This is a genomic window from Kamptonema sp. UHCC 0994 (assembly GCF_029167235.1).
Classification (GTDB): Bacteria; Cyanobacteriota; Cyanobacteriia; order Cyanobacteriales; family Microcoleaceae; genus Kamptonema.
Genome location: NZ_JARFTR010000119.1, coordinates 1 through 13645, shown reverse-complemented (window position 1 = coordinate 13645; position 13645 = coordinate 1). Strand labels below are relative to the sequence as shown.

The following is a 13645-nucleotide window of genomic DNA, read 5'->3' as shown; positions in this document are numbered from 1 at the left end:
GTATCTTTACCGCCCAGAGGGCGGCGTTACGAATGGTTTGGCAAAAGTCTTATTCTAATTATCGCACTGTAACTTCGTAACTCAATTCAAAGGGTTTAAAATTAGCTCCAGCTTTGGCTTTGCCACTGAGTTCTAGTTCGTAAATTCCGGCTTTAGGGAATACAATCTTAGCTCCGGGAATGCCTTTGTATTGTTCGGCAGATATGGCTTCTAAGGGTGGCTGCATCAATGGTTTATCGCCTTCTTTATGGGGATGATTGTAGACGGCTAACTGGCAATTGCATTGTTCTAAGGGGATAATTTGACCGCCTTTACGAGTGAGGGCAAACCATACGCGAGACTGTTCTCCGGCGCGGGGATTATGATTTGGTTCGAGGTGAAAGGTAGCTGCGACATCGCCGGAAACTTCCACTTCGTGCGCTAAAGCAAAATTAGACTTAAATGTAAATACAGTTGATATTGCTACATTTACTAATAATCCGAAAAAAACTAGCAAGCCTAAACTTTTACTTTTGTTTGATAGGGGAAACATAGAACCTCTCTAAGGATAAAAGTACCCAAAATAGGTGCGATCTAACTAACAAAATGGAGAGTGCGATCGCGCCTAAAAATCCCGTCAATAGCTTATTTTGCGCTGTCCATTCAAAGCCGCCGAGATAGTGGGAACCGATCGCGATCGCATGAACCGCACACAGCAGAAAAGCGGGCACGCTTAGCAGGTGAATTTGCCGCCACCGCTGGCCGAGGTAATTTTGGGCGCGATCGCAACTTGTAAGCGCCGCAGGAGTCATCAACAGCAACGCCGTCACCCCCGCAGCCATACCTAACTGGTGCAATGGCAACATAAAAGATACAGCCTCAAAATTCCATTTCAGCGCGTGATCGATCGCGTGTAAACTATGAGCAATTGCCAGTACAAACGCTGCCACACCCAAGGCGCGGCGGTAGCGCAGCGGTTGCGGCCACAACTTGCTGACAGGACGTGCGATCAGTGCTAACATCAGACATAGCAGCGATCCGTGAGCGGTGAAATCCACCATTTCATCGGTTCGCAACAGGGTTAAAATGCCGATCGCGATCGTTACCCAACCTCCCATCTGAAACAGTTGACTGCGCCTTGAAGCACTCAGTCTACCAGCAAAAATCCCCACCCCTAGCATAGTTGGCAGAGTTCCCAGTCCAAACGCTAGCATCGTCGCCGCACCCAAAACCACGCTACCAGTTTCAGCCGCCTTAATTTGCGCCACATACAGAAAACCGCAGGGAATTAAACCCCAAAGCAATCCCAAAGCTGCTGGCATCCACCAGCTTTTGTGCGCGGAAACCCTCATCATTGCCTCTTGTATGCGTTGATGCGACAGCGGATGCAGCATCGGCAGACGCGGTAGCAAGTTGGGTTTAATTTGCAGCAATCCGAACCAAATCAGCATTAAACCCGTGAGAATCGCGATCGCGCGGCGCAATCCGCTACCGGTACCGGCCATTTGTCCGCTAGCGATTAACACCGAACCCAGTCCCCCAATAGCGCTACCTGCGATCGCATAGGCCACAATCCGGCCTAAATTTAGCAGCAAATGAAACCGCAGCGCAGCGCTTTTTTGGTTGGCGGTGGTTTGGGAGAGGGAAAACGCGATCGCCAGTGGGCCGCACATCCCCGCGCAGTGACCAAAACTGCCCAGAAATCCCAAGGTGGTAATTAACAATAGGTCTAGCATCTTGTTATCCTCAAAATGCCATATAAATTAAATCGATGCTAACTGATTTTGTGCAGCATTACTAATATCTAAGTGAAGAGTTGATTTTTGTCAAAAGACAAGACGTAAAACTTCTAGGACTTAGGAAAAAATCAGAAATCAGGGCTGGCAAGGGGACACAGCCTCTACAGAAATCGTTTTTGTACTTCATTCTGTCTAAATTCACTTTATCCATTGTCTTTTTCTCCCCAAAATATCATCCATTATTTTGAATAATTATAAAGATATGACATCATGGAAACGACTATAATCTACAAATCTTTTACCATCCGATGATTTCGATAAAATATCAACAAACCGCACATTCCAGAGAATTTCTCCAGCTACATAAGAATGACGAGCGTGAATAGTTTGAGAAACAGTCTCATCAAGTCCAGTCATAGTCGCCACAATCTCAATTTCCTCCCTAAAAAAATCCTCTGCTGTCAATCCATAGAGAGGACTATTCTCATCAATTTCGTGCATAATAGTCCAAGTTAATGCAAAGATAGGCGAACGGCTGCGAACTAAATTTAACTCGTAGAAACGCCGCATAAATTGTCCCTCAGCATTAACTTCATCGCGAACTAGAGTGAGTCGCTGCTGAGCTTCTAAAATTTGGTTATAACGTTGATTTGCCGTGCGGTACATTAGAGTTAGCACACCATTTTGAGGAGCAATAACAGCAATACGGCTGAATAAAACTCTAGCCGTAGGTTTGGAAAACCTAGTAAAAGCTAAACCTGTCACCATAGCCACTCCTAGCAAACCAAAAAGCGCTTCAACAGCAACGACAATATTAGCATAGCTAGTGCGCGGATACATCGCCCCATAACCAATAGTAGCCATTGTTTGAACGCTAAAGAAAAAAGCATCTTTGAAAGAACCCGGTTGAGCATTAGCAATGCAATCCCCTCCCGCTAAATAGACTAAGGCAAATAAAGCGTTGCTGAGTACATAAACTAAAGCAATTAGACCAAAAAATCCTGGCCAAGAAAGGGTTTGCAGCCAGTGATAGAGGTCGCCAAAACGCAAGGGAGATGCACCCATTCGCACAATATTCAAATTGAATTCTCCATTTTTACCTACTAAGCGCGTTTGCTGGTGGCGATGTTTTTTCATTGAGATTTGTTAGTTGTTAGTTGTTAGTTGTTAGTTGTTAGTTGTCATTGCGAGCCAAGCGCAGCGCGTCAAGCGAAGCGCAGTTGCGAGCCAAGCGAAGCGCGTCAAGCGAAGCGCAGTTGCGAGCCAAGCGAAGCGCAGTTGCGAGCCAAGCGAAGCAAGCCCGAAGCAATCTGAGGGTACGAAGCAAGCCCGAAGCAATCTGAGGAACGAAGCAAGCCCGAAGCAATCGCAAGACTTTGAAACTACTTCGCGTACCAATCACCAATCACCAATTACCAATTACCAATCACCAATTACCAATTACCAATTACTTAATTCGATTTTCCCGTTGACCAAACAAAACAAAGTGTTCAATTCCACTTTTGTAAACTCCAGCCTTAACTGCCGCTGCTACATCAGGATTATCCCGAAGATAATTAACTTCATTTACTAATGGACTAGGCGATCTACCTTCAAATTGCCCTACCTTTGTAAAATGTTCATAACCACTACTAAATAACCCGCTAGCTACAGCTTCTGCTACTTTTGGATTCTGCTCTAAATAAAACTTTTCATCAAAAAACGGACTTCCTTTTCTCCCCTCAAATTGCCCAAACAAAATAAAATGTTCGTAGCCGCTGCGGAACTTCTTTTCGTTCAAAAATGTAGCCACACCGGGATTTTGTTCGAGATAATAACTCTCATTATACAAATTTCTGGGATCTCTTCCTTGAAATTCTCCTCTTTTAATAAAGTGATCGAAACCACTACGAAAAATGCCATTAGCAACTTGTTCTGCCACATCAGGATTGAGAGCTAAATAGAGTTGATTGTCAAATTTAGCACTAGGATTAAGCCCTTCATATTGCCCAAATAGAGCAAAATGTTCAAACCCATTACGGAAAGTTTTATTAGCAACAGCCGCCGCTACCTGTGGATATTGAGCCAAATAGAAACTCTCATCAAATAAAGCTAGCATTCCCATCGCCCGATCGGCATTTAAAAAACCATAACCACTGGCAAAATCGAACCCTGGATCGGCCGCAGTTATCCCCGGATCGTTCATATCCAAAGCAGTGACTCTCATCGCTATTGCCACATCATTAGGAGTTGCCCAAGGTGCCACTTGTAGCATTAAAGCAGCTACCGCTGCCGCATTCGGAGCCGCCGCTGAAGTACCGAAGAAGTTCGGTAATCCATCGGCCTCAAAAGGGCCATTTCCCTTGGGATCTGATAGTCCGTAAAATGTAGTATTTACTCCATCAGGAGCGACGATATCTGGTTTAAGCCGGACTTTAGCTTGCTCTAATCTTTTACCATTTGTATCAAACAAAATTGGGATGCCGCCAACGCTCGAAAAGCGTTCTAAAGTTGGGCCACCAATTAATTCATTAAATGCCGGAGTATCTTGATAATTAGTCGCCCCCACTGCAATCGCACCGACTGCATTTTTATGTCCATATAGGGTTGAGCTATTAGTCGGGAATTCGAGATTAGTTGGCAAGCCTACAGGTGCATTAAAAACATACCTAATTTGCTGCGGATCTGGGCCACTGGCTCGGACAATGACAATATTAAATTTGCTAGTTTCTTTCCCCAAATTAGCAAAGGAAACAAACTCAATTGGCCCGCTAGCTTTGCCTGTATTGGCAGATACTTTGGTATTATCGATCGCACTACCACCCACTACAGCCGTACCATCGGCATTCAAGATATAAACATCTAAATCTGTTGCCGTTGTCGCTACTTCTCCTCCCACATAAAAAGGTTCATCCCACTGTAAGGTAAAAGCAATTCTTTTGCCAGGATCGAGAGTAAAACCTTGTAAAAAATCAATGCCTGGGCCGGGGTCAAAATCGTGAGCTACGCCACCTTTAAAAGTTTGCACCGGAATGTTACCACCAAGGGTAGAAATGTTATTTTCTGGTACAACAGAAACTGGCAATTGACCGGGATTAAAAACAATTCCTGAGTTGACAAAAGCGCTTTGATAACCATTGCGGTCATTGTTGCCAGTAGAAGTGAAATAAGTAACTCCCTTGCTGGTAACTTCATTGACTGCCTGGGCGGCATCTCCATCTTGGAAAAAAGGCGATTCAAACCCATTAACATTGTCTATAATAATGTTAGCACCAGCAGCGGCAAGGGAACGGATGGCATTACCAACGGAGCGATCTGTAAAAGATTTACCAGTAGCATCACTGGCTGTGTGAAATAGTAACTTTGCACCAGGAGCGATATCATGAATTAGTTGCATTAATGCTCGACCTTCATCAACTCCTGTCCCAACAGTTTCCGCTAAAACTTGTACTGGAGTAGTGCGACCAAAGGGGTTGGTAGGGCCGGGAAGATCGCCGGAGTTGATATCATCTATGGCATTTTTTGCATCGCTTCGATTAATATCATAGCTATCAGAAATTACCCCAATTGTAATCCCCGTACCATCCACACCCTGCAACACGCGAGCGAAGTCAGCATACATCGACTTGTTAGCTTGATTTTCAACACTACCTGCACTGTTAGGGCTCACAGAAGCAATAGATTTTAGGTTTTCTCCTGTTAGGGGGTCACTGTTTTGGTCTGCTTTTGCGATCGCACTTGAAAACCCCGCAGCAGACAAAGGCCGAGTGCTATCGTCCCCAAGCAACAATGAATCTAAGCTGTTGGACATAACATCCGTGACTTGAGTAGCGGCCAGATCGGAGGATAATCCCTGATAGAACTCTCTTTGGCTAGCAGTTGTGTTGGATAATTGGTTAAACTGGGAAATCAGCCAGGGCTGCTCGTCAGGGTTCAAGTACGGAGTGTGGGCATTAATCATAGAAACTTAGTTAGCGATCGCATCACAATAACTTTGTTATACCTTAACCGCTAATGGTGTAGAGGTTGGGTTAAAAACAAACTGCGATCGCACTTAGTACGTAACGCCGCCCAGAGGGCGGCGTTACAAACAAATTTTTTCCCAAAAAATTCAATTTTTCAGAATCAATTTTGAGACTTTTCGCTTCAAATAATCAGGGCATTTCACACAAAAAACTCAGTTAGGAGAATATCTTCATGGCCGGCCCAAGTACAGATAACCTTGCTTATTTATTAGACGAATCGCCTAACAGCTTAACTCTCACTCCAGGCTTTTTAACCCCTTACCCAAAAGGACTATTTGCCCTCGGTGGTAACGATTTCATCCTCGGTTCCTCCGATAGCGAAATGATCGACGGCGGCGACAATAACGATCGCCTGATTGGAGGCGGCGGTGCTGATACCCTAAATAGTGGTAGCGGTGACAACTTCCTCATCGGCAGTCAAGGTGATGATATTCTCGCCGGTAACAGTGGTAAAGATATCCTCCGAGGAGGCCAAGGCGACGACTTACTCATCGGTTTTGAAGGCGACGATGTACTCGTTGGCGACAAAGGTAAAGACATATTAAAAGGCGGCGAAGGATCGGATTTATTTGTCCTCACAACAGAAACCGCCGCACCAAACCCCGAATCTGCCGATATCATCACTGACTTCAAACATTTTTTCTGGAAAAACTTAATCGGCTTAACTGGTGGCTTAACTGTCGCTGACATCACATTAGAATCAGCTTCCCTCAATCCCGGCAGTAATGATACTTTAATTCGGATTCGCGATTCTGGAGCCGTTTTAGGCTGGGTTGCAGACGTATCTCCCGATTACCTCAACGGGCGTTTCGTGGCCGCAGATACTAAATTGGGAGATGAACTCGGAAGCGCAACTAATCTTGGTTCCCTTAGCGATAATCCCACCCTTAGCGGTTTTGTTGGCGATGCTAAACCAGACGATTTCTACCGTTTTACACTCTCTGTCACCAGTGACTTAAAGTTAAACGTCAGCGGTTTAAGTGCCGATCTTGATGTAGCCCTAATTAAGGATATTAATAACAATAACGCCGTTGAACCACCGGATATTGTTCAAGTCTCTGAAAACTCCGATGCAAATTCAGAGGAAATTAATCTCAACGATTTGTTACCAGGGACTTACTTCGTGCGAGTTTTTCGATTTGAGGAAGCGCAGACAAATTACACTATGAGTTTATCTGCAATCCCTAGTCCTCCCCCGCCACCAGGTAGCAGCGCGATCGCAGGTTACGATACTACTTTCGGCTATGGTTTGATTAATGCAGCCGCCGCTGTTGCTCAAAGCATTGGCAAAGCACCTTTTCCCGATGTCCCCAATTTGGGAGGAGATGAATGGGGACGAGATTTAGTAAATGCACCCGAAGTTTGGGCTCAGGGTTTAACTGGAGATGGCATTGTAGTAGCTGTTGTTGATAGCGGCGTTGACTACGATCATCCTGACTTAACTGGGAATATTTGGACTAATTCAGGGGAATTTGGCCTTGATGCTAATGGTGTTGAAAAAGCTACCAACGGCCTTGATGATGATGGTAATGGCTTTGTTGACGATTTCCGAGGTTGGGATTTTGTGAACAGTGATAATAACCCGATGGATGAAAATAGTCACGGTACTCACGTAGCAGGAATTATTGCTGCGAAAAAAGACGGAGTTGGAATCACTGGGGTAGCTCCGACGGTGAAGATTATGCCTGTGAGAACCGTAGATAAAGATGGTGTAGGAAAAGTAAGTAATGGCATTGCTGGCATTCGCTATGCTGTCGATAATGGAGCAGATGTAATCAATCTTAGTTTTGGCGGAAATGACATGGAAGCTGAAAGGCTGGATGCCATTCGTTATGCTGAATCAAAGGGTGTAGTCGTAGTTTCTGCGGCTGGAAATAGTAGTAATGGCCGGCCGAATCTTCCTGCTCGTTTGGCCGATGAGGTAGGTATTGCTGTGGGTTCAATAACGCGGGATGTACAATTTTCTGAATTCTCTAACCGTGCTGGGGTTGTCGCGATCGATTATGTGATTGCGCCGGGAGGAGATGGGGGACGCTCGGATGTGGGAGATGTTTATTCAACAGTACCATTATCTTTGCCCGGTATTCCTTACCGTTACTTTTTCGGTACTTCTATGGCGGCTCCTCATGTTGCTGGTGTTGTGGCTTTGATCCGTCAAGCTAATCCTAATTTGACTCCTAAAGAGATTGAGAAAATTGTTGTAGAAACTGCAACTCGCTCTGGCATAATTGTGTAAAAAAGGCAGGAGGCTCTTATGCAGGAGGCAGGAGGAAAATGCAATAATAGAAAAGGTTTGGGCGATCGAGAATGTCCTAACCGCCTTGGCGGTTCCTATACAGCAGGAACCGCTATAATTAATAGGATATCGGGGCGAATGCTTCGCCCTTACAAAATCGGGATGCTTCACTTGCCACAGGCATTGCTAATCTTCTGTTCCCAGAGTTTGACCCTCACTAATTCCTGACTGTCGTTCTTTAAGCTTCAATAATATTTCTGCATGAACCTCTTTTGTAATCGGATAGAAATAAGCTAAAACTAAGCCACCAATTAAGGCAATAGTTGGCAAAGGCCCAATAGATACGCGAATAGCAAAAAGCGCAGAAGCAGGTTGTACTGGCGCTGGTTGTCCCGGAACAGTCGCTATAAATCCTGCTACTTCTAAAGCTTGTCCTACTAACCACAAACCCACCGCTAATCCGATTTTTTGCAACAACACCATAAATGAATAAAAAACACCTTCTCGCCGTTCTCCAGTTTGCAGTTCGTCGAGTTCAATCACATCTGGTATCATTGACCAAGGTACTAAATAGGCCGTAGAAACTCCTACACCTGCCATAATTGCGAGTACGTACATTTGCCAAACTTGTCCAGGTTGCAAGAAAAAGAGTCCGGCTTGTGCGATAATCCACAAACTCATTCCCATAAAATAAACTGCTTTTTTACCATATCGCCGACTGACTTCACTCCAGACAAATAGCATGGCTAAAGCAGTACCTTGAACTGCGATCGCAGCTTGGGTAAAAACGTGGTCTGGCATTTGCATCCAATTGACCACAAAGTAAGGCAGAATGGAAGCGGTCAACTGCACTGCTAACCAGGAACATAGATAAATCCCAATTACATACAAAAACGGCCGGTTGCTAAATGCAATTCGCAACTGTTCTGCTAGTGACAATGAGGCGGATCTATCGACTTCTTCTTGGCTTTCTTGTTGAGATTTGACGTGATTGCGGGTTCCTAAAACGCACCAGAATATCGGCAATACTGAGATGATTGTACAGACTGCACCCAAAATCATGTATTGTTTAATCGGATCATTTTTAACTGTTGCAAAGATAACTTGTGCTAAGATTAATGAGAGGATGCTGCCGCCAATAGAGAAGGCAAAACGGAAACTGTTAAGGCTAGTGCGTTCGTTGTAGTCTTTAGTTAATTCTGGGGTAAGGGCAGTGTAGGGGAGGTTAACGGCAGTATAAGCAGTGTTAAAAAGAATGGCAATGACCACATAGTACCAAAACAGAATTGTGTGATTAGTGCTGGGGACAATCCATTGTAAGAAGAAGAATATTCCGAAGGGAATTGCACCGAATATCATCCAAGGATAGCGGCGGCCCCAAGGGTGATTTGTGCGATCGCTTAATACGCCTACAATTGGGTCATTAACGGCATCCCAAACCTTGCCAATTAGGAGAATGTTGCTTGCTAACCCCGCCGGCAAACCAGCGACGTTTGTAAAGAAAAACAGCAGGAAAAATACCAGAATGTTCGCGGTGATGGCGGGGCCGAGATCGCCAGCACCATAAGCTAATTTGGTAGCAAAACTGAGTTTTTTAGGTTCTAGATTGCCGATCGGACTGAGAGGAAAGTGGGTATTGCTCATAAAATTTAGCAAGGATTTGTTAAGCAGGTGGAGCCTGCGTAGTAGGAGTATAGCTTGCGATTCACCCTAATATTAATTTCTGGATTTCAATTTGCCAATTGATGATATATTAATTTTACATTTTTGTCAATAAAAAGCTCAATGGCTGTGGTGCGAGTACAGTTTTTTTAGTCTTGACTTGACTGTTTAAAGGTGTTAGCAACTCTTTCCTTACAAGCTTTTAACAATGGTAAAAGATGCGATCTATAATTCAGTTATAGGTAAGATTTACTGAATTCAGTATATTTACAAGTTTTGCTGTATCACCCGATAACATTCAGCAACAGCTTCTCGCTTTTTCATAGCTTCAACTAGAGCTTCATAAGCTAATTTATGATTTTCTATAAGATTGCGAGCTTGCAATAATGCCCGATTTTCTTTTTGCTTAAATTCAGACGCAGGACGGCGCAACTGTGATAAAATTAGTCTAATTTTATCGCGATCTTCTGCTCCTCCCTCAGCATTGCCATAAACTAAATTTTCAGCAGCAATTCCGGCCATCCAAACGGTAAAGTATCGATCTAAAAGTTGAACGGAAAATGTACCTTTTTGCATTTTTGTAGCTAATTCTTGGTCTTCAAATCTAACCCCACCTTGTGCTGTTTGACCTTGTTTAAAAGCTTCCCAAGCGTTGAGTGCGTAGCCGCTAACGGGAATTTCCAATAAATAAGCAACTAGGAAATGTCCGGCTTCGTGGCGAAGGATGCGAATACCCCTCTCATCAGAATTTCCCGCCAACAAATCTGATAAAATAGCAGTACCTTGACCTTGCAATTGGAAAGTATCGAATGCCGCTAGTCCTAACAGGCAAAAAGTGGCGATCGCGGGTACTGCTTGCGGCAAATTTAAAGCAGGGCCTAGCAAAGTGGAAATTGTCACCGCGAAAATAGCGATCGCGATCGCATTCAGGGAAGTTTGTCTCATTTTACTACTGTCGGCTCACAAGTTACAGATAAATCTGGTACAAATTTGGTACAATTCTGGTACAATCCTACCTTGTCTATTTTACCAGCAATAGGCAAAGGATTCTTATACAAAATTGGCGTTGAAAACTATATCAGTCCTAGCGATTAGAAATCGCAGCTATACAAACAAAGTCCGCCTACGCGGACTATAAGATCGAACGGGTAATAAACCGGATTGATATGATACCAAATTCGGCTTAAATACCCCCTTTATTCTTTAGTCCGCGCAGGCGGACTTTGTTTGTGTAGTAGCGATTTCAATCGCCGAATGATAAAGGGGATATCAAACCCGGATTTGGTATCACTTATGCGAGAAACTCAGATCAAAACAATTAACAGTTAACAGTTAACAGTTAACAGTTAACAGTTAACAGTTAACAGTTAACAGTTAACGATCACCTGTAAGATTGAGGCTTGTCTCTACCTTTAAACTCGCGAGCCGAACCTGCATCATAACCTCCCGTCCGCAAGCGCCGATCTAAATCGCTTGCTTCCGGCGAAGCTTTTTCTGCTTCCTCAATTGTAATTCTTCCTTCAAGCACCAACGCATAGAGCACCTGATTGATAATTTGCATCCCCTCGTAAGTGTCAGTTTCCATCAATCTAAAAGCACTTTCATCATCACCTTTCATCAGATAATCGTGCATAGCAGGCGTATTCACTAAAATGTCGTGAACTGCCACCCGGCGATTATCCACCGTTGGCAACAATAGTTGAGCAACTACCGCCACTAACGAGTCACAAACCTGAATTCGCATCGCCTCCTGTTCATCAGGTGGGTAAAGGTTTAATAGCCGATTCACAGAATTAATCGCACTGCGAGTGTGGAGAGTACCTAGCACTAAGTGACCAGTTTGAGCGGCTTGCAAAGCTGTATTAATAGTAACGCGATCGCGCATTTCTCCAATCAAGATTACATCGGGATCTTCCCGCAAAACTGCCCGCAAAGCCTGTTCAAACTCATGGGTGTGTAAACCAACTTCCCGCTGACTAATTAAGCACTTTTTAGAAGGGTGAATGTATTCAATCGGGTCTTCAATTGTAACTACGTGCTTCGATTCTGTCACATTAAGATGGTCGATCATCGCCGCCAAGGTCGTAGATTTACCCGAACCCGTCGGCCCTGTAATTAAGATTAATCCTTGCTTGCGGCAAATAATATTTTTCAGAACTGGCGGCAAGCTCAACTCATCAATTGAAGGGATCTTCAAATTGATTAGACGCAATACAATTGCACCGCCACTTAAAGAATCAAAACAATTCACCCGACATCGCACCAAACCGGGGTAAAAAATCGCCGTATCTAACTCCTTAGCATCTGCAAACTGTCTGCGTTGGGAGGATGTAAGAATTTCTGCCAAATAATGTTCAAAAATTTCTGGCGTGGTAATTACCTGATTTTCAGGTACTACCATCTCGCCGCGAATCCGAAATCGGGGAACTTGACCGACTCGAATGTGAATGTCAGAAGCTTTGCTAGCATGAGCAGCTTTCACCATTTGCTCAACACTTGTATCTGGCAAATCTTCATGATGACGAGCAGCCTGTACCCCAGATGGCATCGGAGGTGGCGGAGGAGGTGGTAGGTGTGCCCTGCGGCCATAACCTTCAGCTCGAACGGGCGTAGCATTACTTAATTGGTTCATTTCTTTGTCTCCTGCTGTAAAACAGCATTAACTGCTAAAAATTGGCTAATTACTAAAGACTAATTAACGGCTAACGATTCAGAAGAATTTACAATTAACTATTAGCAATCCCCAATTAGCAATTAGCGCTTAGAAATGAATACCCCTGTTATCAGAACCGGTCATAAAATTGCCTACTGGCTAGAAACTCACTGGGTTGCCCCTGCCTACGCGGGTTGGCTGCTAGGCTCTCTAGCCTTATTCTTTTTTGGAGCTGCCTCAAATACGATGGCTGGATGGCTATATGTCATCAGCGGTGTAACTTTGGCAATGCTGGGGATGGCTGCTGTATTGCCTGTGCGATCGCTGACAACCCTGCAAGTCCGCCGCCGACCAATTGGGCCAGTCAGCGTCGGCGACCAACTAACGATCGAATTAGAAATCGAAAATACAACCGACCAACCCAAAACCCTGTTGCAAGTCGTAGATGTCCTGCCTTTTGTACTGGGACAACCCGCACCCCGTGCCATTGAAGTCATACCTTCTCAGGGTATTTACTTAGACACATACTATCATCCTACACAGCAGCGGGGTGTCTATCGGTGGAATGAAGTAGAACTGAGGACAGCCGCGCCTTTGGGATTGTTTTGGTGTCGCCGTAGCCGGAGTGCGAAAGCTACGGCAATTGTCTATCCTACAGTTTTGCCCTTGACCACCTGTCCTCTGGTGGATCGGATGGGTCAACAAGAAAGTCCGCAATTTTACGAGAGTAAGCGATCGCAAATGGCTACAGAGGGTATCACCCGCACACTGAGACCCTACCGACATGGAGACCCGACCCGTTTGATTCACTGGCGAACCAGTGCACGTTACGGAGAGTTCAGAGTGCGGGAATTAGAAGTTTCTACGGGTAGCCAAGAAATTATTATTAGCCTCGACAGCGCCGCTGCTTGGCAACATTCAGATTTTGAACAAGCAGTCATTGCGGCTGCATCCCTGTATTTCTATGCTAGCAAGCGTCAACTCAACGTCAAGCTGTGGACGGCGGGAACGGGGGAAGTTAGTAGTAGTAGAGGAGTTTTGGAAGCTTTGGCGGCTGTTAATGCGAGTGAAGATGCAGCGTTTGGTTTACCGAGAGCTCCTTTAGTTTGGTTGAGTCAAAATCCGGGGAGTTTGAGCAGTCTTCCCCCTGGTAGTCGGTGGGTGCTATGGTCGCCAGAGGAGGTTTTGGGCGAAGAAAAAATCCTAGGAAAACAGGATTTTCCAGGTTTGGAGATTCGCCGGGATGAACCTTTGGAACTTCAGCTTCAGAGGGTTCTGAGTCGGGTTAGGGGCTAGGGGCTAGGGGCTAGGGAAAGGAGGGAAAGAAGGGAATAGAGACACACTACTTACGTAACGCCGCCCTCTGGGCGGT

At 44.9% G+C, this 13645-nt stretch carries 10 protein-coding genes; 3 read left to right on the top strand and 7 right to left on the bottom strand.

The window, feature by feature from the left end:
• Positions 1-58: 58 nt before the first annotated feature.
• The 4 genes from PY364_RS11470 to PY364_RS11455 all read right to left on the bottom strand — a co-directional run bounded on the left by PY364_RS11470 (position 59) and on the right by PY364_RS11455 (position 5658).
• The gene (locus PY364_RS11470) at positions 59-532 is read right to left on the bottom strand and encodes a hypothetical protein (RefSeq protein ID WP_275522649.1); all 474 of its coding nucleotides are present in this window, start codon (positions 530-532) and stop codon (positions 59-61) included.
• Positions 507-1715, bottom strand: coding sequence for a sulfite exporter TauE/SafE family protein (locus PY364_RS11465; protein ID WP_275522648.1), 1209 nt, complete (start codon positions 1713-1715; stop codon positions 507-509). Before PY364_RS11465 ends, PY364_RS11470 begins: the two co-directional genes overlap by 26 nt.
• Positions 1716-1970: 255 nt before the next feature.
• Positions 1971-2855: an ion channel gene (locus tag PY364_RS11460; RefSeq protein WP_275522647.1), complete on the bottom strand. Its 885-nt coding sequence runs from the start codon at positions 2853-2855 to the stop codon at positions 1971-1973.
• Positions 2856-3165: 310 nt separating this feature from the next.
• Positions 3166-5658: a S8 family serine peptidase gene (locus PY364_RS11455; RefSeq protein ID WP_275522646.1), complete on the bottom strand. Its 2493-nt coding sequence runs from the start codon at positions 5656-5658 to the stop codon at positions 3166-3168.
• A 236-nt stretch (positions 5659-5894) separates the two neighbouring features.
• On the opposite strand from PY364_RS11455, the gene PY364_RS11450 reads away from it, so the two are divergent.
• Positions 5895-7958, top strand: coding sequence for a S8 family serine peptidase (locus PY364_RS11450; RefSeq protein WP_275522645.1), 2064 nt, complete (start codon positions 5895-5897; stop codon positions 7956-7958).
• A gap of 18 nt (positions 7959-7976) precedes the next feature.
• Entirely contained in the window at positions 7977-8186 is a 210-nt protein-coding gene (locus PY364_RS11445) for a hypothetical protein (protein WP_275522644.1), read from the top strand.
• Here PY364_RS11445 and PY364_RS11440 read toward each other — a convergent pair.
• The 3 genes from PY364_RS11440 to PY364_RS11430 all read right to left on the bottom strand — a co-directional run bounded on the left by PY364_RS11440 (position 8145) and on the right by PY364_RS11430 (position 12252).
• Positions 8145-9602, bottom strand: a complete 1458-nt coding sequence (locus PY364_RS11440) for an MFS transporter (protein ID WP_275522642.1) — start codon at positions 9600-9602, stop codon at positions 8145-8147. The genes PY364_RS11445 and PY364_RS11440 overlap by 42 nt on opposite strands.
• Before the next feature lie 285 nt (positions 9603-9887).
• The gene (locus PY364_RS11435) at positions 9888-10565 is read right to left on the bottom strand and encodes an ATP-dependent Zn protease (RefSeq protein ID WP_275522641.1); all 678 of its coding nucleotides are present in this window, start codon (positions 10563-10565) and stop codon (positions 9888-9890) included.
• 436 nt (positions 10566-11001) lie between these two features.
• Entirely contained in the window at positions 11002-12252 is a 1251-nt protein-coding gene (locus PY364_RS11430; RefSeq protein ID WP_275522640.1) for a PilT/PilU family type 4a pilus ATPase, read from the bottom strand.
• Positions 12253-12387: 135 nt separating this feature from the next.
• Between PY364_RS11430 and PY364_RS11425 the strand changes: the two genes are divergently transcribed.
• Positions 12388-13569, top strand: a complete 1182-nt coding sequence (locus PY364_RS11425; RefSeq protein ID WP_275522638.1) for a DUF58 domain-containing protein — start codon at positions 12388-12390, stop codon at positions 13567-13569.
• The last annotated feature ends 76 nt before the right edge of the window (positions 13570-13645 follow it).

Bases quoted from the DNA above. Each gene is read 5' to 3' on its own strand.
- PY364_RS11470 (WP_275522649.1), bottom strand. From the start codon at position 532: ATGTTTCCCCTATCAAACAAAAGTAAAAGTTTAGGCTTGCTAGTTTTT.
- PY364_RS11465 (WP_275522648.1), bottom strand. From the start codon at position 1,715: ATGCTAGACCTATTGTTAATTACCACCTTGGGATTTCTGGGCAGTTTT.
- PY364_RS11460 (WP_275522647.1), bottom strand. From the start codon at position 2,855: ATGAAAAAACATCGCCACCAGCAAACGCGCTTAGTAGGTAAAAATGGA.
- PY364_RS11455 (WP_275522646.1), bottom strand. From the start codon at position 5,658: ATGATTAATGCCCACACTCCGTACTTGAACCCTGACGAGCAGCCCTGG.
- PY364_RS11450 (WP_275522645.1), top strand. From the start codon at position 5,895: ATGGCCGGCCCAAGTACAGATAACCTTGCTTATTTATTAGACGAATCG.
- PY364_RS11445 (WP_275522644.1), top strand. From the start codon at position 7,977: ATGCAGGAGGCAGGAGGAAAATGCAATAATAGAAAAGGTTTGGGCGAT.
- PY364_RS11440 (WP_275522642.1), bottom strand. From the start codon at position 9,602: ATGAGCAATACCCACTTTCCTCTCAGTCCGATCGGCAATCTAGAACCT.
- PY364_RS11435 (WP_275522641.1), bottom strand. From the start codon at position 10,565: ATGAGACAAACTTCCCTGAATGCGATCGCGATCGCTATTTTCGCGGTG.
- PY364_RS11430 (WP_275522640.1), bottom strand. From the start codon at position 12,252: ATGAACCAATTAAGTAATGCTACGCCCGTTCGAGCTGAAGGTTATGGC.
- PY364_RS11425 (WP_275522638.1), top strand. From the start codon at position 12,388: ATGAATACCCCTGTTATCAGAACCGGTCATAAAATTGCCTACTGGCTA.